This window comes from Bradyrhizobium sp. BRP23, from assembly GCF_020194135.1.
In the GTDB taxonomy this organism is placed as follows: Bacteria; Pseudomonadota; Alphaproteobacteria; order Rhizobiales; family Xanthobacteraceae; genus Bradyrhizobium; species Bradyrhizobium yuanmingense.
In genome coordinates this window covers 244,027-268,103 of record NZ_JADYVW010000007.1, presented here as the reverse complement: position 1 = coordinate 268,103, position 24,077 = coordinate 244,027, and the positions used below count along the sequence as shown (strand labels likewise).

General features: G+C 61.2%; 17 protein-coding genes. 14 read left to right on the top strand and 3 right to left on the bottom strand.

From position 1 onward, the window contains the following. Positions 1-8: 8 nt before the first annotated feature. A complete protein-coding gene (locus I6F24_RS21080) occupies positions 9-239 on the bottom strand; it encodes a hypothetical protein (protein ID WP_036011495.1) in 231 nt (76 codons plus the stop codon). Between the two features lie 238 nt (positions 240-477). On the opposite strand from I6F24_RS21080, the gene I6F24_RS21075 reads away from it, so the two are divergent. After that, on the top strand, positions 478-1,188 hold the full coding sequence (locus tag I6F24_RS21075; protein WP_225128689.1) for a Bax inhibitor-1/YccA family protein: 711 nt from the start codon (positions 478-480) through the stop codon (positions 1,186-1,188). Between the two features lie 18 nt (positions 1,189-1,206). Here the strand turns inward: I6F24_RS21075 and I6F24_RS21070 are convergent, their stop codons facing one another. Beyond that, positions 1,207-1,710: a DUF1269 domain-containing protein gene (locus I6F24_RS21070; RefSeq protein ID WP_225151572.1), complete on the bottom strand. Its 504-nt coding sequence runs from the start codon at positions 1,708-1,710 to the stop codon at positions 1,207-1,209. Positions 1,711-2,403: 693 nt separating this feature from the next. On the opposite strand from I6F24_RS21070, the gene I6F24_RS21060 reads away from it, so the two are divergent. The 9 genes from I6F24_RS21060 (at position 2,404) to I6F24_RS21020 (ending at position 13,692) form a co-directional block, all read left to right on the top strand. After that, positions 2,404-3,495: an efflux RND transporter periplasmic adaptor subunit gene (locus tag I6F24_RS21060; protein WP_225151568.1), complete on the top strand. Its 1,092-nt coding sequence runs from the start codon at positions 2,404-2,406 to the stop codon at positions 3,493-3,495. Continuing rightward, positions 3,492-6,560: an efflux RND transporter permease subunit gene (locus I6F24_RS21055; protein WP_225151566.1), complete on the top strand. Its 3,069-nt coding sequence runs from the start codon at positions 3,492-3,494 to the stop codon at positions 6,558-6,560. The genes I6F24_RS21060 and I6F24_RS21055 overlap by 4 nt, the downstream gene beginning before the upstream one ends. Before the next feature lie 144 nt (positions 6,561-6,704). Next, positions 6,705-8,138, top strand: a complete 1,434-nt coding sequence (locus I6F24_RS21050; RefSeq protein WP_225151564.1) for a basic amino acid/polyamine antiporter — start codon at positions 6,705-6,707, stop codon at positions 8,136-8,138. 26 nt (positions 8,139-8,164) lie between these two features. Beyond that, on the top strand, positions 8,165-9,427 hold the full coding sequence (gene arcA, locus I6F24_RS21045; RefSeq protein ID WP_036011477.1) for an arginine deiminase: 1,263 nt from the start codon (positions 8,165-8,167) through the stop codon (positions 9,425-9,427). A 118-nt stretch (positions 9,428-9,545) separates the two neighbouring features. Next, positions 9,546-10,382 (top strand): outer membrane beta-barrel protein, encoded by an 837-nt coding sequence (locus I6F24_RS21040; protein ID WP_036011475.1) that lies wholly within the window; start codon positions 9,546-9,548, stop codon positions 10,380-10,382. Positions 10,383-10,416: 34 nt separating this feature from the next. Next, the gene (locus I6F24_RS21035) at positions 10,417-10,644 is read left to right on the top strand and encodes a hypothetical protein (RefSeq protein ID WP_141697668.1); all 228 of its coding nucleotides are present in this window, start codon (positions 10,417-10,419) and stop codon (positions 10,642-10,644) included. 349 nt (positions 10,645-10,993) lie between these two features. Beyond that, a complete protein-coding gene (locus I6F24_RS21030) occupies positions 10,994-12,199 on the top strand; it encodes an ATP-binding protein (protein ID WP_036011612.1) in 1,206 nt (401 codons plus the stop codon). Positions 12,200-12,259: 60 nt separating this feature from the next. Next, positions 12,260-12,892: a response regulator transcription factor gene (locus tag I6F24_RS21025; protein WP_036011473.1), complete on the top strand. Its 633-nt coding sequence runs from the start codon at positions 12,260-12,262 to the stop codon at positions 12,890-12,892. A 164-nt stretch (positions 12,893-13,056) separates the two neighbouring features. Continuing rightward, positions 13,057-13,692 (top strand): response regulator transcription factor, encoded by a 636-nt coding sequence (locus tag I6F24_RS21020; protein WP_036011470.1) that lies wholly within the window; start codon positions 13,057-13,059, stop codon positions 13,690-13,692. Positions 13,693-14,473: 781 nt separating this feature from the next. On the opposite strand, the gene I6F24_RS21015 is transcribed toward I6F24_RS21020, so the two are convergent. After that, positions 14,474-15,853 carry a hypothetical protein gene (locus I6F24_RS21015; RefSeq protein WP_225128674.1) on the bottom strand — a complete coding sequence of 460 codons (1,380 nt, stop codon included), beginning with the start codon at positions 15,851-15,853 and terminating at the stop codon, positions 14,474-14,476. 159 nt (positions 15,854-16,012) lie between these two features. Between I6F24_RS21015 and I6F24_RS21010 the strand changes: the two genes are divergently transcribed. The 4 genes from I6F24_RS21010 (at position 16,013) to I6F24_RS37795 (ending at position 24,073) form a co-directional block, all read left to right on the top strand. Next, the gene (locus I6F24_RS21010; RefSeq protein WP_225128673.1) at positions 16,013-16,618 is read left to right on the top strand and encodes a hypothetical protein; all 606 of its coding nucleotides are present in this window, start codon (positions 16,013-16,015) and stop codon (positions 16,616-16,618) included. 375 nt (positions 16,619-16,993) lie between these two features. Further along, positions 16,994-18,097, top strand: a complete 1,104-nt coding sequence (locus I6F24_RS21005; RefSeq protein WP_225128672.1) for a hypothetical protein — start codon at positions 16,994-16,996, stop codon at positions 18,095-18,097. A gap of 244 nt (positions 18,098-18,341) precedes the next feature. Continuing rightward, positions 18,342-20,795, top strand: a complete 2,454-nt coding sequence (locus I6F24_RS21000) for a PD-(D/E)XK nuclease family protein (protein ID WP_225128671.1) — start codon at positions 18,342-18,344, stop codon at positions 20,793-20,795. After that, positions 20,792-24,073 carry a UvrD-helicase domain-containing protein gene (locus I6F24_RS37795; RefSeq protein ID WP_225128670.1) on the top strand — a complete coding sequence of 1,094 codons (3,282 nt, stop codon included), beginning with the start codon at positions 20,792-20,794 and terminating at the stop codon, positions 24,071-24,073. Before I6F24_RS21000 ends, I6F24_RS37795 begins: the two co-directional genes overlap by 4 nt. The last annotated feature ends 4 nt before the right edge of the window (positions 24,074-24,077 follow it).

Below are 24,077 nucleotides of genomic sequence, written 5' to 3'. Positions count from 1 at the left end.
CCGCCGATTCAGATATCGCCACGGGAAGCGGCGGTGTCGTCCCCGCCCTTGTGCCAGGACGTCGGCAACGTATCCCGCGCGACCAGCACGACGCTGCCACGGAAGAACTCGCCGGACTTGGCGAGTTCGGCGGCCAGGCGCCTGGCATGTAGGACGGCCGCATCCTGCTCGCTAAGATCGCATCCGATCGTGTCGGGCGAGACGCCGTAGCGATCGGTGATATGGAAGAAGAAGCGCATGCCTCCGGTTAGGTCATCGCGCCTCCGGTCTCCAGTGACAAAAGCGCAAGGTGCCTCAGTCAAAAGTCTTACGACCCCGAAGCAGGTTCCAGTCTTACGGATCGGCAATCAGCGCCATGCCGTCCCCATTCAGGCAAGAGTGGTTTTCACCTGATGTCTTCGGGTGATTGTCCGATGTTGTTCCGTCGAAGCAGAGCCTAGCGTGGTCGCGCTTTAGGGGGCTGCACAGGAGGATGCGATGTCGAATCTCGATCAGAACTTGGCGGCGACAGACGTCGTCGGCGGCCGGATCACCGTGGATGCCGGACTGCGCCAGTACATGTTGCGGATCTATGGCTATATGGCCGCGGGTGTCGCCCTGACCGCCGTCGCCGCCGGCCTGACCTATCAGGTCACCGGCCCCGCGCTGCTGCAGAGCCCGCTGATGTGGGTTTTCATCCTGGCGCCGCTTGGGTTGGTGTTCTTCCTCAGCTCGCGCATCGAGACATTGTCGGTGCCAACCGCGCGCCTGCTGTTCTTCCTCTATGCTGCCCTGGTAGGTATCTCGCTCTCGATCCTACTACACATCTACACCAGTTCGTCGATAACCCGCGTCTTCGTGATCGCTGCTGCAATGTTCGGCGGGCTCAGCATCTTCGGCTACACGACCCGGCGCGACCTTTCGGGATTGGGTACCTTCCTGTTCATGGGGCTGATTGGGATCATCTTCGCGAGCGTCGTCAACCTGTTCCTGTGGTCGACTGCGCTCGACTGGCTGATCTCGATCGTAGGAGTCGGCGTGTTTGCCGGCTTGACGGCCTATGACACGCAGCGGATCAAGGCGATGTACGACAGCGCGGATGACCAAACCGCTTCGGGGCGAAAGTCGGTCCTTGCCGCGCTGTCGCTCTATCTCAATTTCCTCAACCTGTTCCTGATGCTGCTGCGTCTTGCGGGCGGCCGCCGTTGAGAAGGGAAGGGCGGCGGCTCAGGCCGCCGGCCGCTCCACCGTGCTGGCGAGGGCATCGCGCAACGCCTTTTCCTTCGTCTCGTCGAGGGAGGTCTTGAGTACGACGCCGCCCGCGTCCTTGATCTCCCTAATCACCTTGTCGGCGGTCATGTGCTTGATCAGGACGAACAGGGCGGCGTTGCCGGGCTGAAGGCTGGCGGAGAGACCCTTCATAAAGGCATCGTCGATGCCGACGTCCGAAAGAGCGCCGCCGAGCGCACCCGACGCTGCGCCTACGGCAACTCCGAGGATCGGATTGAGAAAGAGGACACCGATTAAAAGGCCCCAGAAGCTTCCCGTCACCGCGCCCATGGCGGTCGTGTTGACGAGTTGGTTGAGCTTGATGCTGCCCTGGTCCGTCTTTACGGCGATCACGGCGTCACTGATCGTGATCAGATACTCCTTCTGCAGCCTGAGCAATCGCTGACGCACTTCCTCGGCCTTCGCCTCGGACGGATATACGATGGCGACCAGATCTGACATGAAGACCTCCCGTTGGAGCATGCAAGCGGACCCGAGGAAGCTACCGCGCGAGAGCTGCCTCAGGGGATCGGAGAAACCCTCGGTCCCGGTGGGGAATGTTCCGAATGAGATTGGACGCTGTAGACTGCGTCCCGAAGGGGCGGCGCAAAGTGAAATTGCTGGCGCCGCCCGATCGATGCTACCTCGGCGATCAATTGCGGCATCTAGCCGCGCGGATTGGGGACGCAGGTGCCGGACCGCCCGCTCACCGACGCGCGGCATTGGGCACGAGTGTCATACATACAGGTCAGCGTTCCCCTGAACTTTCTGCACCATGCCAGATCCTGCGCTTGTCCTGGCGTCCACGAGCCCATGGCACCGAGCGCAATGAAGACGGCAGCGGAGAGCAAAGCCAGCTTTGTCATCTTGGTTTCTCCTTGTCGTTGAGCAATCACGTCGAGCCGCGGGTCGCAGGCTCGTCAAACCCGCCGCGGCTTTGACGAAGGGATCGCATGCGCCGCAACGGCGGCAGCTGCAGGCTTATGCACCGTCTGCGCGCTTGGGCTATCGGGTGATCGCCTGACTTCGCTGCCGGAATCTTTCGGCTCCGCCGGATGTTCGTTCACGATTGCACCCGCGGATGCTCAGTAGATTTACCGATACAAGCGGGATGAATTCTCCGCAAAATCCTCAGCGGCACGGATGGGTCGATTCATGCAGCTGCGGTCACTGAGCACGACGCTTGTTGCAGGGGTTTCTGCGCTGCTGCTGGTCGCCTGTGAGAGGGAGGCGGCGACGGTCTCCCTGCCGACGCCGGCGCGTCCCGTCCGCACCATGACAGTCGAGAAGCGGGATCAACTCACGCCCCTCACATTTTCCGGCCGCATCGAAGCCGAAGACGAAGTGAATCTGGCATTTCGAATTTCCGGTCGGCTGCACTCGAGCGACATCCGGCTCGGTGAGCGCGTCGAGGCCGGCCAGCTGTTGGCGAAGCTTGAATCGCAGGACCAACTCAGCGCGTTGCGGCAGGCGCAGGCCGCCCTTGCCGCAGCTCAGGGCCAGCTCACTCAGGCACGCAATCATTTCGAACGCCAGCAGACTCTGTTGGCGCAGGGATGGACCACGCGCGCCAACTTCGAGGCCGCGACGCAGGCGCAACAGACTGCGCAATCGAATGTTGAAATGGCCGAAGCTCAGTTGAATTCCGCCCACGACCAGGTCAGCTTCACCGAGCTGCGGGCCGATGCACCGGGCAAGATAACCGAAACGGGGCCCGCCGCCGGAGAGGTCGTCCAGGCCGGACAGACGATTGCGCGGATCGCGCGGCAGGATGGCCGAGACGCGGTCTTCGACATGCCGGCTCGATTCGTCCGCGCGGCACCGTCCAATCTGCAGGTGAGCGTCAGTCTGACCGACGATCCAGCGGTGACCGCGGAAGGGCGTATCCGGCAGGTTGCCGCGCAGGCCAATCCGGTCACGCGAACCTTTGAGATCAAGATAGGACTTCGCGATCCCCCTGCCGCGATGCGGCTGGGGGCGACTGTCACGGGGCGCGTCGAGATGAGCGCCGGACCAATGATCGACATTCCGGCAACGGCGCTGACCAGGATGAATCGCCAGCCGGCGGTCTGGATCCTGGATCCCGCGACGAAGACGGTCGCCATCCGCAATGTCGACGTCTTGAGGTTCGATCAGGCGCAGGTGATCATCTCGCAAGGTTTGGACATAGGCGAGGTCGTGGTGACCGCGGGCGTCCAGGCACTTCATCCGGGTCAGCGGGTGCGCGTCCTTGGGTCGGAGCCATGACCGGGCTCAACCTCTCGGAATGGGCGCTCGGGCGCCGCTCGCTCGTCATTTATCTGATGATTGCCGCCGTCATCGCCGGCGTGCTGTCCTATCTGCGGCTGGGCCGGAACGAAGATCCTGCATTCACCATCAGGACTATGGTTGTTCAAGCGGCCTGGCCTGGAGCGACGGCCGAAGAGACGATGAAGCAGGTGACCGAACGGCTCGAGCGGCGGTTGCAAGAGACGCCACATCTGGACTTCCTGCGCAGCTTCACTCGGGCCGGTCTCACCACTATCTTCGTGAACTTGAAGGGGAGCGCCAACGCAAGGGACGTCTCCGATACCTGGTACCAGGTGAGGAAATCCATCGGGGACATCCGTCACACGCTGCCGGTGGGCATCGTGGGGCCAGCGTTCAATGACGATTTCGGCGACACGTTCGGGATCATCTATGGATTCACCAGTGATGGATTTACCCAGCGCGAGTTGCGTGACCGGGTCGAGGCGGTCCGCTCGCGTCTTCTAGACGTGCCCGATGTCGCGAAGATCGAACTGCTGGGTGCGCAGGACGAAGTGATCTTGGTCGAGTTCTCGAAACGGCAACTCGCAAGTCTCGGGGTCGATCGCACGGCTCTGATCGCCGCCCTGCAGGCACAGAATATCGTGAGCCCGGCCGGCACCATCCAGACCGGGACCGAGCGAATTTCGTTTCGGGTGTCCGGGGCGTTCCAGTCGGAGCAGGACATTGCCGACATCAACTTCAGCGCGGGCGGTCGCACGCTACGTCTGAGCGATCTCGCGACGGTACGGCGAGGCTATGCCGATCCGCCGCAACCGCTGTTCCGGGTCGGCGGTCGTCCAGCGATCGGGCTCGCGATCGCGATGCGCGAGGGCGGCGATATTCTCGTTCTCGGCAGGAACATCAAGGCGGCGATGGCAGAGATCACGGCCGATCTGCCGATCGGAATCGAACCGAGCCTCGTGGCCGACCAGGCCGTCGTGGTGGACAAAGCGATCCGCGAGTTCATGACCTCGCTGGTGCAGGCGATCGCGATCATCCTCGTCGTGAGCTTCATCACCCTCGGCGTTCGGCCGGGCCTCATCATCGCACTGGCTATTCCGCTCACGCTTGCGATCGTGTTCCCGACGATGGAGTTTCTTCGCATCGATATGCAGCGAATTTCCCTCGGCGCTCTCATCATCGCGCTCGCGCTGCTGGTCGACGACGCCATGACGACGACGGACGCCACGCTTAATCGGTTGGCGCTGGGCGACGGCAAGATCGCGGCCGCGGCCTACGCCTTTCGCACGCATGCAGTCGCCATGCTCACGGGCACACTCGTAACGATCGCCGGGTTCATTCCGGTGGGCTTTGCAGCCAGCGCGGCCGGCGAATACACGTTCTCGCTGTTTGTGGTGGTTACGATCGCTCTCCTGGCGTCGTGGTTCGTCGCCGTCATCTTCACGCCGCTGCTCGGCGTCGCTATCCTCGCGCCGCCCAAGACCACAGCCGATGCGCCGGGAATGGCCTTTCGCTTGTACCGGCGCTTTCTGGTCCTGGCGATCCGCGCCAAATGGCTGACGATCGGCGCGACGGTTGCGCTTTTTCTCGCTTCCGTGCTCGCGCTTCCGCTGGTTCCGCAGCAGTTCTTTCCATTGTCCGACCGGCCGGAACTTCTCGTGGACATCGGCCTGCCGCAGAATGCATCGATTTACGCCAGCGAGGCGGCGGCCAAGCGCCTCGATCAAGTACTGACCGGTGATCCCGACGTTGGTCATTGGAGTACCAATGTCGGGCGCGGTGCGATCCGCTTCTATCTGCCGCTCAGCGTCGAGCTGCCGAATGACTTCTTCACCCAGGCGGTCGTTGTGGCCAAAGACGTCGGGGCACGCGAGCGCCTTCATGCCAAGCTGGAACGGTTCCTTGTGGAAGAATTCCCGAACGCGATCTCCTCGGTTTCGCCGCTTGGGCTCGGTCCCCCCGTGGGATGGCCGCTGCAGTATCGCGTCAGCGGTCCCGACGTGGAGCTCGTGCGTGACATCGCGGTCGAAGTCGCGCGGATCGTCGGCTCCGATCCGAGGGCCAAGAGCCTCAATTTCGACTGGATGGAGCCGGATCGCCAGATCCGCGTTCGCGTCAACCAGGATGAGGCGCGCCGTCTCGGCCTGAGCTCGCAGGCGATCTCAATCGTTCTGAACACCGTGATCTCCGGCCTGCCCGTGACCCAGGTGCGGGACGATATCTACCTCGTCGATGTGCTGGCCCGCGCAACGGACGAGCAGCGCGTCTCGCTGCCGAGCTTGCGGACGCTGCAGGTGCCGATCCCGGGAGGGCAGACCGTTCCGCTGAGCCAGTTTGCCACCTTCGAATACGGTCAGGAGTTTCCGCTGATCTGGCGGCGCGATCGCATGCCGACCCTGACGGTGCGGGCCGCCGTTCCCGACGAGATGCCGCCGGAGACGGTGGTCAATCGGCTGGCTCCCGCTATCGCCAAGCTGAAGGCCACTCTGCCGCGTTCCTACGATGTCGTGGTCGGCGGCACGGTGGAGGAGAGCCGAAATTCGAGGTCGTCCGTGATGGCAGTCGTACCGATGATGTTGTTCGTCATGTTTACGGTGCTGATGGTGCAGCTGCAGAGCTTCCCGCGATTATTGATGGTCGTTAGCGTCGCGCCGCTCGGCCTGATCGGCGTCGTCGCGGCGCTGCTCGTGTCCGGGCGGCCGCTGGGCTTCGTCGCCATCCTCGGCGTGTTGGCGCTGCTTGGCATGATTAGCAAGAACGCGGTGATCCTGATCGGGCAAATCGAGGCGGAGCGCTTGCAAGGGAAGGGGCCCTGGCAGGCGGCAGTGGATGCAAGCAGCTCCCGCTTTCGTCCGATCATGCTGACGGCCGTCTCAACCGTACTCGGCATGATCCCGATAGCGCCGACCGTCTTCTGGGGGCCGATGGCCTTTGCGATCATGGGCGGCCTGCTCGTCGCAACCGTTCTAACTCTGGTGCTGCTGCCGACCTTGTATGTCGCCTGGTTCGGCGGGAAAGAAATGGCGCCAGCTTCCGATGCTTCCAGCCCGGCGCGAGGGTAATCCCGGACAGCGACTAGGTAATCACCTGATGGGCCGGGCCGAGGCCACGGCGCATGGTTCGATCTCGCAATGAGGAGGTCGGCAACGCATCGTTCGAGACATCGATGACGGCGTCGGTCTTCGCTCGCTCTTCGAGGCCATTCAATGACTGCGACGACATCGGCCCAGAAGCTCTCATTGTTCGCACTGACGGGAATGGTCGTCGGCTCCATGGTCGGCTCCGGCATCTTCTCGCTGCCCAGAACCTTCGGCACCGCAACCGGTCCCTTCGGCGCCATCCTCGCCTGGTGCATCGCAGGCGGTGGCATGTACACCATGGCGCGCGTGTTCCAGTCTCTGGCCGAGCGAAAGCCTGGTCTGGATGCCGGTGTTTATGCCTATGCGAAAGAGGGCTTTGGCGACTATCCCGGATTCCTGTCGGCGCTCGGTTACTGGATGGGAAGTTGCATCGGCAACGTGTCCTACTGGGTCCTCATCAAATCGACCCTGGGCGCGTTCTTTCCCGTGTTCGGCGACGGCAATACGGTCATCGCGATCGTCGTAGCCTCGATCGGGATCTGGCTGTTCCACTTCATGATCCTGCGCGGGGTGCAGCAGGCCGCCGCGATCAATACGATCGTCACCCTCGCCAAGATCGTGCCGATCCTGATCTTCATCGTCATCCTGATCCTTGCCTTCAAGGCCGACCTGTTCCGTGCCAATTTCTGGGGCGGCGAGGGCATGCCGGACACGGGACTCTTCGAGCAGATCCGCGCGACCATGCTGGTCACGGTGTTCGTCTTTCTCGGGATCGAGGGGGCCAGCGTCTATTCCCGCTACGCCAAAGAGCGGTCCGACGTCGGCGCGGCGACGATCATGGGCTTCCTGGTCGTCACGAGCCTGATGGTGCTCGTCACCATGCTGCCTTATGCCGTGCTGCCGCGTGCGGAGATTGCAGACATGCGGCAACCGTCAATGGCCACGGTGCTGGAGGCAGTGGTCGGACATTGGGGTGCCGTCTTCGTCAGCATCGGGCTCCTGGTCTCGGTGCTCGGCGCCTATCTCGCCTGGTCGCTGATCTGCGCCGAAGTGCTCTCCGCGGCCGGTCGGACCCGGGACATGCCGCGCGTGTTCGGTACCGAGAACGCCAACAAGGTGCCGGCTGCCGCGCTCTGGCTGACCAATATCGTGGTGCAGCTCTTCGTCATCAGCACCTACTGGTCCCGTGATGCCTTCTCGCTGATGCTCAATCTCACGAGCGTCATGAACCTCATTCCGTTCTTCCTGGTCGCCGCCTACGGATTGCTGCTGGTGAAGCGCGGCGAGACGTACGAGAAGAGCGCGGGCGAGCACAGACGAGACCTGATCTTCACCGGCATCGCCGTCATCTACACACTCTTCCTGATCTACGCGGCCGGAATGAAATACCTGCTGCTATCCGCGCTGCTCTACGTGCCCGGCACGGCGCTGTATGTCTGGGCGCGGGTCCAACAGAAGGCGCGGATTTTTGCACCGGTGGAGTGGGGCATCTTCATCGTGGCTGCGATCGGCGCGGCCGTCGGCATTCACGGCCTCGCCACCGGCTACATCACGATCTAGGCGGATCGATTGCGGAGGTTGCGCTCATGACACAACAGACATCAAACGGAGCGCTTCCTTTTGGCGTTCATTCGGAAGTCGGTCAGTTGCGCAAGGTAATGGTCTGCTCGCCGGGCCGCGCTCACCAGCGTCTCACTCCGACCAATTGCGACACGCTGCTGTTCGATGACGTCCTGTGGGTCGACAATGCCAAGCGCGACCATTTCGACTTCGTGCAGAAGATGCGCGACCGCGGCATCGAGGTCGTCGAGATGCACAATCTGCTCGCGGACACCGTCGCCATCCCGGAGGCGAGGCGATGGATCCTCGACAATCAGGTGGTCCCAAACCAGGTCGGCCTCGGCCTGATTGACGAGCTCCGCGGCTATCTGGAAAGCCTCGCCCCCCGCGCGCTGGCGGAAACCCTGATCGGCGGATTGTCGACCCACGATTTCCCCGACGCACATGGCGGTGAAATGCTCCGGTTGATCCGGGAGGCGGCCGGCATGACCGAGTATCTGCTGCCGCCACTTCCGAACACGCTGTACACGCGCGATACCACCTGCTGGATCTATGGCGGCGTAACGTTGAATTCGCTGTTCTGGCCGGCGCGTCACGAGGAGCCGATCCTCGCCGCCGCCATTTACAAGTTCCATCCGGATTTCGCCGGCAAGGTCCACGTCTGGTGGGGCGATCCGACTCAGGATCACGGCCTTGCCACTCTGGAAGGTGGCGATGTGATGCCGATCGGGAAGGGAAACGTCCTGATCGGATTGAGCGAACGGACATCGAGACAGGCGATCAGCCAGCTTGCCGCCGCTCTTTTCAGGAAAAAGGCCGCTGAGCGCGTCATCGTGGCGGCCATGCCCAAGCTGCGTGCGGCGATGCATCTCGACACGGTCTTCACGTTCGCCGATCGGGATTGCGTGCTGCTTTACCCCGATATCGTCAATAACATCACGGCGTACTCCTACCGGCCGGCGGACAACTCTGCCGGAATCGAGCTGCGCAAGGACGAGAAGCCTTTCGTCGACGTCGTGGCTGGGGCGCTCGGCCTGAAGAAGCTCCGCGTCGTGGAGACCGGTGGCAATGCCTATCTGCGCGAACGAACCCAGTGGGACAGCGGCGCTAACCTGGTTTGCGCCTCTCCAGGCGTCGTCTTCGCCTACGATCGCAACACCTACACCAATACGCTGCTGCGCAAGGAGGGAATCGAAGTGATCACCATCGTCGGCGCGGAGCTCGGCCGCGGCCGCGGCGGTGGTCACTGCATGACCTGCCCGATTACCAGGGATCCGGTCGACTACTAGCCGGCGGAGGAATCGACCCAGATCAACCTGTGATTTATCATCTGAACATTAACACGCCACAATCGGCGCGCAGTGTGACACGAATCCCGGTGTCCGGCTGCAGCATCGGAGGGGACCTATGCGACCGTCTGGATTTTTTCTGCCGGTTGCCGCACTGCTCGGCAGTAGTACGGCTTGGGCGGCGGACCTCGATCTCACCGACTTCAAATCGAGCGGAGCCGCTACATCCTCCTACGCGGTTCCTTATTACCAAGCCCCGTCCTGGAGCGTCGTTGGCTCCATCTCGCCGACTTTCACCGACAACGCGCTCTTCACCCGCGATAACCGCAGGTCCGACGTCTATTACGCGCCAGACGTGAGCGTCAGGCTTGACGGGAACCTCACCAACGATCTGTCATACCGGCTCTATGCGCGGGCTCAATACGAAGCCTTTTCGCGGGAAAAGGACGGCAATTTCGCCGTCGCGCGTATGGGCGCGCGTCTGACCGAGAACTGGGACGGCTGGCGCTTGTCTGGCATTTACGAAAATCGATATGATTTCGATGGCATCTACCGCGATCTCGCCTTCACGTCCCACGACGTGATGGGCTCAGTCGCGCGCGATTTCCGCGTTGGCAACGCGACGTTCTCGCCACTAGTGCTTTTGACCTACCGTTTCTCCGATCTGGCCGAGGCGCGCCGCTGGCGCTTTGACGCCGTGCTCGGAATCGAGGTCAAGCTTGATCCCAGATGGTCGATCGTCAGTACGCCCCTGTTCGAAGCCTATTGGTTCACCGATGGACTCAATACCGGTCGCCAGGATCAGCTCTATTCGGTTGACCTCGGCCTGAAGTACAACGTTGCCAACAACGTGTCGCTCACGACGACCGTGCTCTACGAGGCACGAACCTCGAACGTCCCGCTGCGGCGATACAGGGACGTTCGGATTGGGCCTCGCCTGGACTTTGCCTTTTAGAGGTGCTCGAGAGATGCCGGCAAGACGCCTTCTAATGCTGACCTGCCTCATCATCTCAAGCATGATGACGACGGTCGTGCTGGCCGATCCTCGCGATGCGGTCGATCGTAGCCATCGACTCGATACCGATGCACTTCGGGATGATGCCGCGACGCGCCGTCTGGAGCAACCATCTCACCCGCTCGCAATTGCGCCGGCCCCGGCGGCACCGCCCGCGAAGGCGACCAGAAAGAAGAAGTCGGACACGAGCAGTAGCCGATAGCCCTGGCGAACCTGTCAGCGCATTAGGGGGGGAACGGTGGAGGACGCCCGGCGACCACGGAATGGCGGCGCGACGATCCCATTCGGGCTCGTTCGCCGCGCATCGCCATTTTTACTCTCTATTGCATCGGATTTGAGATTCGGCGGCCCTTGACGAAGGCCAAGATTTCAATCCCCCACGAATACTACCTCATGTTGAATGAGCGGTTCGCTGGGTGTATAGTTGATTGACCCCGCAGGTGCGCTATTCCGAATTCGGTGGAGGATTTCTCGCCGGCAGGGTGGGGAGAGACCCCGCTATTGTCGTCGTGGCCAATATCGGGAGTCGCCGGAATAGAGTGAGTAGTACAGTGAAGCCACATGGCTCCCCCGCCAGAGAGTCGAGGCAAACCAGTCCCAAGCGCTGGCTGCGCGTAGGTTTGCAACCATCGACCGAGGAGCTTTACTGGAACTCTTCTGCAGATCTCCTCTTCGTCGCGCGCCCCTCCTTTTGCGAACATTTCGTCTACGAGAGCATCAATCCGGCATTCGAGTCCCGGCTCGGCGTATCGTCGCGAGACGTGCTCGACATGGATGTATCCGATTGCCTGAGCGCGGATGACGCGAGATCTGTCTGCGAAGCACTTCGGGCGAGCCTCGCGGAGAAGGCTGAGATCAGGATCCGGCAGCGGCTGGCGTTTGGTGGTTCATCCCGCACGAGGGAAACGACGGTCACGCCGATCCTGGATCCCGCGACCCGCGGTGTCGTCCGGTTGATCGGCTGCCATCGCGAGGCGCGCGACGTTCGCTTCGAGGACCCCACCACATGGGGGAACGGGCTGGATGTCGAAGCTGGCCTGCTGTCGCTTCAGGAGAGCATTCAGCAGCGGATCGCTTCCGATCTCCACGATTCGACCTGTCAACATCTGATTGCCGCGAGTCTCGGCTTGATGCGGATCCGCGGCCAGCTTGACGGCACACAAGCCGCCGAACGGATCTGCGACGAAATCGACGCGTCGATTGATGAAGCGCTCCGGGAGCTCCGGGCTTTTGCCTATCTGCTGCATCCGCGGGATCTGACGGGTGACGGATTGAAGGCCACGATCGAAGGCTACGCGGAAGGGTTCGCGGCGCGCACCTCGTTGCATGTGAGGGTGAACATCGTGCCGGAGGTCGATGGGTTACCTTATGAGGCCCAACGCTCGCTGCTGCGCGTTGTTCAGGAGGCTCTGACGAACGTCTTCCGTCACGCAAAAGCGACGGAGGTGGCAATCGTCATCGATGTTGTCGACAGTCGTTTCCAATTGATGATCAGCGACAATGGACGCGGTCTTCCCCACCCTGGCAGGCCGGGTGCCGGGACGCTATCGAGCGGCGTCGGAATTCCCGCGATGCGAGCAAGACTGCACGGGATCGGAGGTACGTTGGCCATCCAGTCCAGCGGGATGGCGCCGCATTCCGGTACCGTTCTGTCCGCGGTCTTCCCGCACGTCCTTGCAGTGAATCGGCGCAATCGACGCAGGACCACGACCAATACGAGGGCCGATACCGGCACACAATCAGCGAAAGAACACTAGCCAGCGGCGGCGGGTCGATAGTGTGACCCGAACCGCCGTCAAGAATAGGGAGTGTGCTGCATGAAACGTATCCTCATAGCCGACGATCACGAAGCGGTGCGATCGGGTTTGCGGGCGGTCCTCGAACAGCGGGCGGACTGGGAAGTGGTGGCCGAGGCCACTGACGGGGGCAAGGCGGTCGCCGCGGCGATCCAGAGCCAGCCCCACGTCGCCATCCTGGACTTCTCGATGCCGAGGATGACCGGCGTGGAGGTGGCGCGGCGTATGAGGGACTATCGGTTGCAAACCGAGATCCTGATCTTCACCGTGCACAATTCGGGTCTGATAGCGCAGCAGGCGTTCGAGGCCGGCGCCCGCGCTTTCTTGGTGAAGTCTGATGCGAACAAGCTGCTGCTGGCGGCTGTCGAGTCGCTGCTGATGCATAGGCCGTTCTTCTGTACGAATAGCATTATCGAATACGATGGCGGGCCGGGCCCCCACGGCGAACGACACCACCATGGGCTGACCTCGCGCGAGCAGCTCGTCGTCAAGCTGGTAGCCGAGGGCTACAGCAACAAAGGGATTAGCGCGATCCTCGACCTGAGCGTTAAGACGACGGAGGCACATCGTGCAGCGGCGATGCGCAAGCTGGAGGTAAACTCGACGGCGGGCCTCGTGCGTTACGCGGTGCGGAGCGGACTCGTCGAGGCCTGATCGCAAGCCGTGGCGATCCGTGGCTGTCAGTACCTTCGCCTGCATCTCTCAGGGTTTTGCTGGATAACCGTTCTTGTGGGACGCCGTATGATCGTTCGACCTGACGGCCGATGACCGCTCTAGTCCACCTGGCTTGGCCGAGGGTAGGCAAACGGGAACGACCCGTGAAACGCATCTTGATTGCGGACGACCATGAAATCGTGCGCTCCGGACTTCGTGCGATTGTTGAAACGCGGTCCAACTGGATCGTGAGCGGCGAGGCGACCAATGGTGAGCAGGCGGTCACGCTTGCGCTGGAAACCAGGCCAGACATCGTGATCGTCGATTATTCCATGCCGATCATCAACGGCCTGGAGGTCAGCCGCCGCCTCAGAGCGCTTCACATTCAAACCGAGGTGCTTATCCTCACGATGCATGAAAGCGAGGAGCTGCTGACAGAGGCCATTCTGGCCGGAATCCGCGGCTTCCTGTTCAAGTCCGACGCTCGCAACCATCTCATTTCCGCGGTCGAAGCGCTGCTCGACGGCAGACCCTACTTCACGAGTGTTCTGCTGGAGAAGCTGCTCCGCGACTACCAGGCGAACAAGCAGAACCGGGCCGACATGCTGCTGACCTCGCGCGAGGAGAGCGTGGTCCAGCTGATCGCAGAGGGGCACACCAACAGGTCGATAAGCGCGATCCTGAATCTGAGCGTCAAGACGGTCGAGACCCACCGCGCCTCGGCCATGCGCAAGCTCAGGATGTCCTCCACCGCCGAGCTGGTTCGGTATGCTGTCCGCAAGCGGCTGGTTTCACCTTGAACGAGCGGGGAGCGCCATCGGCTGCTCGGGAGAATGTTATACGAGCAGTCTCAGTGTTCGAAGTGGATCGATCGAAAATCGTCGGTTCGAATACCACTCTCTCCGCCACGGTTTGACGGCAGCGAACGCTTCGACCGCCAACTCCGGCGCGGCAGCCTTCGCATGCTTACTTTGAAGTGTGGCGTTGGCTTGCCGCTCCGAAGCTTGCTGCAACAGTTCGTCTTCGCTTCCGCTGCGCTCCAGCTACGCCGGACACCGCGCTTCGCCCCTCGTTCTCCGCTTGGCTGGGCCGCGCGTAGCCCGAACGGCGAAGCGTGGTGGGCCCGGCAGGACTCGAACCTGCAACCAGACCGTTATGAGCGGCGGGATAGCGATTGGCTTCGTTGATTTTGCTGGCTATTTGTTTGAATCTGATCGCGTTCGTTGTGCTTTGGCTGGGTCGTTTCTGGTGCGAAACTGGTGCGGTAACGCCTGCTTATGCAAACGAGCCGGGCCTGACGTCCGTAAGCTCCATCGCAGGACTCTCAACGATGATGATCATCAAGCGGATCGACTTTACCCTCTCAAGGCTGAAACAGGGGTTCGATTCCCCTAGGGAGCGCCAGAAATTTCAAAGACTTACAGCTTGGCCCGAAAAGTCGTCGAATATCCGTCGAATAAGCGCCAGCGAACATCGGCGAACTCCGCCACACTAAATCAGTGATCCGATTAGCTCTCTGTTCTAGCCAACGTGACGCGCAGAGCGAATCGCGGTCAGAAAGTGCGAGAGTTGGCTCTGAGACTATTCTTGGTTCGAATTCGCTGCTGCGATCGGATGCCAATGTACCCCGCTTTCGCTTTCGTTCTCGGGCGTGACCAACATGTGGTCGGGCAGTGGCCAATGCGTTCGATGATGTCCGATCTTGTATGGCACCATCGTCTCAGTGATCGCCCACGTCTCGTTCTCTCGCGTGGTTGCTTCCGGAACAAAATAGTTTGCGTAAACCCATCTGAGGCGTGAGGTCGCCGGCGCAAAAGTTCTGGCTTGCATCGTGTTGAAGAAGTGACGAGCGAAATCAACTTCCGGTCCCGCCGAGCTCTCGACGCCAACGTGAATTACCCCCGGACGGTCGCTCGGAAGCTGACGCTCTGCGTTGGCGATGGTGCTACGAAAGTGACGCGCCTTTTGACGTACGGCAACTTCGGATTCACTGACCCAGCTGACCACGCTCGCTTGGTAAACAGCGTCGGCATATGTGGGCCTCAAAGGCGCCGGACGCCATTTGGCTGCCATGCTGTGATCGGCCGAATGATCATAGTGTCCGGCCAGAAGTTCGATCATCCGACTTCCATCAAAATAGACGTAGTCTTTTGCGAGAATTCGCCGAAGCAACGTCCAGTTTATGGGTCGCACTCTTCCGGTCGCCACCTCGTCCTTCCAAGGTGCCAGCGATCGCCGCTCGATGGTCTGTCTCACGTGTCGCACGAGATAGTCGTCCGCGACTTCGCGCAGCTCGACTTGGTACTTCACCTCGACAATGACGGATTCGCCTAGCTCCAGGCATAGTTGATGGATGGGTTGTGCAAGCCGCGTGCCCCGCAACTTCTCGTTCGCGGCGTAGGTTGAAGGCATCAGGCGCTTGCACTCTGCCGCCCAGCGGCTTCCTGTCCTGAAAACGTGCAGGTCCGGGGTTCGTCCGCGCCCGGGAGTTTCCGGCACGAACTCGACCCGTCTCCAACCTCTGCGTCGGTAGGCAAGGGCGACGAGCATCTCGAAAATGCTGCTGTCAGGTTGGCGTCTCTCCTGTAACATCATGCGAGCCGCTCGCTCTTCGACCCCCTTCACGCTGAGCAGAAGTTTCAGCTCTTTGCCGATGCGCGTAAGGAAGGGCACAACTCGCATTGTGCCCTCAGGCGTCCACAGGGCCCGGTCGGTGGCAAAGGTCTCTGCCTGCAGTATGTACCAAGCGGCCGTATCTACCGGGTCATACAACGGTCCCATTATGCCGGCGCGCATGCGGTCTTGGGCAGCAAGAAGATTGGTCTTCGCGACGTCCAGCCTCTGCTCCATCTCTTTGCGAGGAACGAACGACTTCAGCCAGGCAACTGCCAGCATCAATTCGTCATCGCGCCAATCCTGGTTAGTGCGCGGCGCGGTCCAATCTGGATTGTTCGCTTTCATGCTGGGAAATTCGACATTGCCACTAGGCTAAGACCGACCATTGTGTGGCAACTGTGACCGGGCAAATCGCGTGGCTTTTCGTGATCCGAACGCGGGGATTCCTGGAGCGATACTTATTGTACGTTTAGTTTACAATGATCCGGTCATTGGAGGCGAGCAATGGATTTTGGTGGGGGTACGAAGAGAGATATAGCCGTCCATGAGGCCGGCCATGCAGTTGCCCGCGTTTTATCGATAGGTCGCGTAGGCGTCACCAATGAAAACGCGATCCGGTGGATCGAAATGGAGGAGGGCACTCCACACTGCTCCGTGTTCGAGCTGCCCCTTAATATGCCGGGCCTTAAGGAGTTCGGGGAGCGCGCAGGCATAAGGGAAGGCACCCGGTGGACGGTGGAGCAATGGCGCAAGCTATTTTCGTATATGGGCATCGATCCATTGGAATGGGCGAGCGTGCGAGTTTTTGAGCTTACTGCTGGGGCGGCGGCACAAGCGAAATTTATAGACGCTTCCTTTCATTTGGTTTGGCATGATTACGGGTGCAGCGATGACCGTCAGACCGTCATCGAGACTTGTCAAAGGATCGGCTTGAACGGATCAGAGGCAACAAGGCTCTTCGCAGAGCAAGCTGAACAAGCATGCATCGCAATGGATAACACCGACGTGTGGCGCGCAGTGCTAGCTTTAGCCGAACGATTGCCAACCACTGGCCGAATGCCGGGCAGCACGGTTATTTCGATCGTTCAAAATGCATTGCGGGCCTTGTGAGCAAGACGCATCGCGAGACAATCCTACTGGCAACCGATGCCTTCCTTGGCCCGTCGCACATTGCCGCGATTGCTCGAATGGGGACGGACAGTCCGGAGTGAGGTCTAGAATCCGGCAGAGTCGCAGAGCGAAGGTCTTCCTTGGAAGCGAATCCCGGACGAGCAAAGATCACGGGACAATTCGCGCTAATTGTTGAAAATTTCGGCGCACGGCTCTAGATTCGACTCATGCCGCCTCCGTCGGCTAGGCCGCTGCCCTGGCAAAGGACTTTTGGTCCAACGACTACTCAATCATCAGCTCTCGCGACCGCTTCCCCTCTTTCGGCCGATGAGACGAGCAGCGCGTCTTGACCCGGCCGAGATGAAGGACGCTCGCATGTTCTCGACGCTCGAAGGCGCAAAGAAATTCGCCAAGAATCTCAAATCGTTGTTTGACGATAGCGGGATCATTTTTCCGCTTAATCGCTGCCAGAAGGCCGCCGCGATCGCAGGCGGCTTTCGAGATTGGCACGACCTCAGCAGATCGTTGGCAGGGTCGGATCGACCCGTCGATCCTGGCGCGTTTCGCCGCAGGCTGATCGCGTTTCTGCCCCAGCCATGCTGGATACCCGTATTGTTTTGGTTGGATGATGGGAAACTGGAGACAATTGACGGCGAAGGACTCTCGCACAACTATTACCGCGCCGTCGCGCCCTACGTGTTTTCGTCGTCTGTCATTCACCGAACCAAGTCCGCTCTGCTTCGGCCCGGCTCCAGTCCCGGACAGCGGTTGCGGGAATCGATGGTCGTCTCTCTCTTGCTCGGAGGAAGAGGCAGCAAGATATTGATCCCACAGCTCGAGCCGGACACCTTAGCGCTCGTCGTTTCCGGCGACACGGCAGATCTTTTCGGGGTCGATGCGGAGCATCCTCGGTTCGAGAAGGATTTCGCCTCTCTCGTGGCGGCCGGCATATTTGAATACCAAGATGGCATCCTGCGGGTCCTGCCGGCGGACAGAGACGAGGTCGCTGCGCACGCGGCCAGAGGGTTCACCGACCGCGCACAGTATTTCGCTGGCGTCGGAGACGAGGCAGTGGAAGCGCTCGCCGTGGCGCTCTCCGCAACCGGAATTGAGCAGCCCACGCGTGTAGCGGAAGCTGGCGCCGACAAAGGCTCGGAGACACAAATCACACCGCCTGGGCCAATCCTCGAACTGTTGTCCAAGCTTGCAGAGGATGGAGAACTGGTTGCCGTTTACCGAGCTTGGCGGGTGTTTGAAATGATCCATCCAGAGAGCGCCGACTTACTGCGCGACTCGGTGCCGGATAAGATCTTGTCACCCTATCTCGTCCGAAACCGCGGGATCGATGCCGGGAGGATGGTCGGATGGATGTCGACAAGATCAGAATGGACAGAAGCGGCGAAGGCCGCTCTGCATGATCCGGCACACTTTAAGAAGACGGTCGACGAGATGGCGGACGCGATAGCGGAGACGCGTTAGACGGCGGGAACTGCGTCGCCTTAAAGATTCGCGATTTCGGCAGCGATCGGGTATCGCTGCCTTCAGTCCGGCGATAGGGCGCGAAATGCTAATCCATACTGTAGTCGTCGATGGGCCTTTAGCACTGCGAATGCGGCGCCTTGATGCGGCTCGCGAAGGGGCCACGGGTCGGCAAGTCCTGACGCTGCCGCTTCTCGCCGCACGCCTTGCCGGCGGCTTCGTTTCGCCAGCCTCGCACGAGGTCTTGTACCTGGCTATCAGGCAGGGGCTCGAGGTGGGCGGATACGAGGACATTGGCAAGGTTGCCGAACTGCCGGGGATGCCCGCGGCTGCGCTATCGGCGCTCCGGGACTGGTGGGACATGGAGGCCCCGGCTTCTTTGCCCGACAATGCCCGCCTTAGGGACTTTGTGTTGCTCGAACGCCGCGTCCGAGAGGAACTGCCGTCTGGAATGCTGACGCCTCCCGATTTGGTCAGAGCTGCCTTGGCGCGAATTCGTTTCGCTCCCAAAGTACTCGGCGCCGTCACTATTCAAGACGTCGCTAATATCCAGGCCGTTTGGTATCCGCTCATCCATGCGCTTTGCGATGTCGTACCGGTGCGATGGATTGCATCGCAGCACAGCCGGCGCGACTGGTTCTCTGGGGACATCCAAACGCGTCCATCCGGCACAGCATTGCTTGGCTCTGCAGACCTCTGTGCCGATCCGCGAAACGAAGTGCGGGAATCTTTGCGTTGGGCGCGCGCGCTTGTGGCGGACGGAAAAGCCGCGCCCCACGAGGTCGCCATTTCGGCTGCCTCGCCGTCGGCTTGGGACGATGCGTTTCTGGTTCTCTCGCGTGAGGCAGGGATGCCCGTGCATTTCACGCACGGCATTCCGGCGCTAGCGACCCGTGAAGGGCAGGCCTGCGCTGCACTCGCGGACATCCTGCTACGCGGGCTGTCTCAGGAACGTGTGAGGCTCCTATTTGCCCGGCTGCCGCGCGGCCCAGCCAAGGATAAGTTGCCCAGTGACTGGGCTAAGGGCTTGCGGCGAAGCGCGGCGCTGACAAGTCCGACGCTTTGGCGTCATGCTCTGGAGCAAACTCGAGACGAACGGGCAAATGGTGACCTTACGGAACGGACATTGTTGCCGATTCTCGAAGACTTGGCCGGCGGGATTGCATTGTCAGAGGGAGTAGGGCGCCGTCTTTTGAAGGGGCAGGCGCTGAGCCTGTGGCGGGATGCTTTGCGCATGGCGCCCCCACAGGCAATCGAGCTCTCCCTGCAGGCTCTGCGCGTTGCCGACGGACGCGAGCCGGGAAATTCTATCGCGTGGGGACCCGCCCGTCACTTGGCGGCGGCCCCGCGCGCATATATTCGCCTCGTCGGGCTGGATGCGAACGCGTGGCCCAGACGGTCGAACGAGAACCCGTTGCTACCACAACATCTGCTTGGGCAATTACGACTTCCGTCCGCTGAAGCAGCAGAAATGGACCGGATGATGCATGACATCATCGTCGGCCAATCGACCAACTACTCGCTGTCACGCGCCTATAGGAGTGCGACTGGATCGCTGCAAGCAGCCAGTACGTTGTGGCCGAGAAAAGCAGAGCGCATCATCGGGCGGAGCGCGATACCCCCGCATGCTTTCAGCGAAAGCGATCGGCTCTACGCCCGGCCCGTCGATGCGGGCAAGGATCCCCAAGTGCGTGCAAGTCGTGCCTGTTGGCGCGCATGGTGGGATGGTGAGCAACACACGGCTCATGACGGGAAGGTTCGTGCCAACCACCCGCTCGTTGTCGATGCCCTTGCTGAAGTCCAATCCACGACCTCTCTCCATCGACTTCTATGCGATCCGTTGGGGTTCGTCTGGGAGTACGCCCTGCACTGGCGTGAGCCGAATCTAGACCCCCAGCCCCTCGCTCTAACCCATCGCGCTTTCGGCGAGCTCGTTCACGCTCTTATTGCGGGCGTGTTGCGGATTGGCGCGCCCAAAAATATCGATGAGATTGAGATTGCCCTAGATCGAGAGGTGGACAGTCTTACCGAAAGCTGGCCTCTCACCAGAGCCGTTCCACCGGGCCTTCTCTGGCGCCACACAGTGGAGATGGCACGCGAGAGAGCGCTGCGAGGACTCAAAGATGCAATCGACGAACCGCGCGGCAGGAGCTGGACCGAGCTTTCGTTTGGCGAGCCCGATAAAGGAGCTCATCCGTGGACCACGCTCTCGCCGGTCCAGATCGGAAAGACCGGAATTGTCTTCCGTGGACGAATTGATCGACTTGATGAAGACGCGGCACGCGGCGCGGCAGTCGTCACGGACTATAAGGTTGGGGCGGCGCCGGAGCGGAAGAAGCCAGTCGTGTTCGATCGTGGCGCAGAACTCCAGCGCGTCTTTTACGGCCTCGCCGTGCGGTCTCTCCTTGCTGATGTTCGGAGCGTGAGCTCGCAGCTGACTTATCTAAAGCACGAGCCGGCGCGGACGCTAAGCCTTACGAACGAGGAACTTGAGAAGGCGATTGACCAGGCGGTTGCATTCACGGCCTCAGGCGTTCAACTGCAACGCAACGGCCAGATTGCGCCAGGACCTGCGCCTGTATTCTTTGATCCGCTTGCTATCGCCCTGCCAGCTGAGCTTGATGCTTACCGTCGCGTAAAGCGTCGTCTATTTGCTGGGGTGAACAGCGCGCTAGACAAACTTTGGAGTAGCCCGTGAGCGTACCTGATCTCGATGCCCGCAGACGCGCGCTCACTGATTTTGAGACCAACATGCTGGTCGAGGCTGCGGCGGGCACTGGCAAGACGTCATTGATGGCCGCGCGCGTCGCGATGATGATCGCAAGCGGGGTTGATCCTTCAAAAATTGCAGCCATCACCTTCACCGAACCGGCGGCGAGCGAGTTGGAGGCACGGATACGCTGGACGGTCGAGGAGCTTCGCCATGGAAGGACGCCGCCCGCACTCGCCGGAATTCTCTCACTGCCGTTAGACCTAGCGGAGCGCGCGCATCTTGATGAGGCCGCGCCACGCATCGGAGAAATCACTGCCACGACCATCCATGGGTTTTGCCAAGGAATTCTTCGTTCGCACGGGATAGAAGTGGGCCTCGATCCTGGTTCGCGTGTTGTGGACGCGATCATTGCCAATGCACTCTTTGACGAAGTGCTCGCGACTTGGCTGAAGGAGAGGTTGGTGCCTGACGAAACAGACGGCGGTCCCATCGGTGTCCTTGCCAAGGATGACCCGTTGGGGGTAGTCGAGCGGGTCCGCGAACTTGCCATCCTCCGGCGAGAGCATCGCAGCGCGACCGTGCCGGCGCCGGATTTCTCAACTCGCCCGGACAAAACGTTCGCGGAAGCCGTCTCTGCCTTTGCCCGCTGGCATGTCGCGGGACCAGGAGATACGTGGACGGCAGGTCTCATCGCGGATCTTGAACGTCTTTCTTCGTTCTTCGCCGGCGATCACGCCACCGCGGGCTTCTCCGCGTTGTGGCGCCTGACCCAGCCGCCCCGTATCGGCATGATGCGGCAAAGAAGCATCGACTTGCTGGCTTATGACAGGATGCGCGCTTGGAAGCAGAGTCTTGGCGAGACGGATGGACGGCGTCGCGCAAATGAAGCGGTCGAACACTTCGAGACGGTTCGCGCCGCGTATCGAACGTTGATTGGCTGCATTGCGCAAGGTCTGGCGCATGAACTGGATGCGCATCTAACCGGGGTGATCGAGGCCTACGACCGGCGCAAGCGAGAAGCGGCCGTTCTCGATTTCGACGACTTGCTACGTCAGGCGCGGGCGCTTGTTTGCGAGAACCCCGAAATTCGCGCTTGGCTCGCCGGCCGGTATGCCTACCTGCTCGTCGATGAATTCCAGGATACCGATCCCGTGCAGGCGGAAATCGTTTTCTGCCTCGCTGCGCGTTCGCAGCCGGCGACTTGGAGCAGCGCAAGCTTGCGGCCAGGAGCGCTCTTTTTGGTAGGAGACCCCAAACAAGCAATCTATCGATTTCGCGGTGCTGACGTTGAGTCTTACGCCCTCGCGAAGTCCGTACTTGGAACAGCCGGCAACGGCTGCGTACTTTCTATCACCGCGAACTTCAGATCCCGGCCGGACGTCATCACGCACGTCAACCACGTGTTCAGTGACGTTCTTGGAGGGGCGGGACAACCGGGTTTCGTCCCGCTCGCGCCGACCCTTATGCTCCCGCCACTGCCGATCAGTGCGGCGGCGAAGCTGACGATCCATGTTCCGCGTGATGCCAACGCGGAGGAACAGCGCGAAGCGGAGGCGGAAGCTGTTGCCAGCCTGTGCGCGCGCCTGATCGGCGCCCTGAAGATCCATCATCCGGATGGAACTGAGCGATACTTGCGTGCAGGCGACATAGCGCTGCTTGCTCCTACACACACCGATCTCTGGCGTTACGAACGCGCTCTCGAAGCGCACCGCATCGCGGTCGCCTCCCAGGCAGGTCACGCGCTCTTCCGGCGCCAGGAGCTTCAGGACATGCTCGTCCTGGTTCGCGCGCTGTCGGATCCGCTCGACACTCTGGCTTTCGGCGCGCTAATGCGAGGTCCGGCTGTCGGACTCACCGATGAAGACTTGCTTGATATTACGGCGGCTCTCTCACCCGACCAAGATGGGCGCCGGCGCTTTCAGTTGCGGACCTCAGCGGACGAGGTCGTCAACCCCCTCGCAAAGGATGTTCTGTTGAAGCTCCAGGCGCTGCATCGCCTTGCCGCCGAACTCACGCCGATGCAGCTCATCGCCTTCGCAATCGAGCGCCTGAAACTGAGAGTGATCATGGCGGCTAGGCATGGCCAGCGCAACGCGCGCGCGCTCGCAAACCTTGATGCCATCGTCGAACTCGCCAGACCCTACAATGTTGCCGGACTGCGCGCGTTCGCGCTCGATCTCCAGCGAGGATGGCAGAGCAAGCGCCGGCATTCAGAAGGGAGAGTCGATGCGTCCGAGGACTCGGTGGAGATCGTCACCATGCACAGCGCCAAGGGGCTGGAATGGCCCGTGGTGATCACCGTGAATTCGTCGACGCAGTTCAAGCCCCAGGATCAGTTCGTCTATAGGCAATCAGACGATACAATTCACTGGATCGTCGGAGGGATCGAGCCGCCCGAACTGGTTACCGCCCGTGAAGAGGAGGAATTTCGCGAAGCGCGGCAACGCGAGCGGCTCTGGTACGTCGCAACGACGCGCGCCCGAGATCTCTTGGTGATCCCTGATCTGCCTGGCGCTCCCTCGCGATCGTGGTCGCGGGTGATGAATCTGGGGCAGAAGCGACTTTCCGAGATCCGAGCTGACGCGTTGCCCGAGCCTGTTATGAGCGCGTCGCAATCCATGGCCAACGATCAGACAGTGGCGATATTTGCAGCAGAAAACCAGCGATTGGTGGCTGCTTCGCCGCCGATTGTATGGGACCGTCCGAGCGACCGCGATGCTGATCGCAGCGCCGACCTTGTTGATGCATTCGTAGTCGATCCGGCGACCGACGTGACGGCGCGGATTGTAGGAGCGGGCGCCCTCCGGGGTACGATCCTGCACAAGCTTATGGAAGAGCTACTCACGGGGGAACTTGAGCAAGTTCGTGAAGGGGCTACTCTTCGCGCGACCGAGTTGCTTGCTCAACTACAATCCGATGACGCGACGGATGCCGAAAGGCCAGACGCGGTCGAGATGGCCGAGGTGGCGCTGCGCACATTGGCCCTGCCGGAGCTCGCGCCCTTCCTCGCGCTACTGGTGCCCGAAGTTCCGCTCTGGGCGGCAAACCCGCCGCGTTATCTTGCGGGTCGTGCGGATGCTGCCGCAATCGAGGGAGAGCGCATCGCACTCGTCATCGACTGGAAGTCCGACGTAAACCCCACGGCGGCGGCACACAGTGCACATGTGGCGCAACTGCGCGACTATCTGAGCGTCACAGGGGCCGAGCGAGGCGCTATCGTCTACATGTCCGCAGCACAAGTTTCGTGGGTCGAACCTCCGTAGCGCG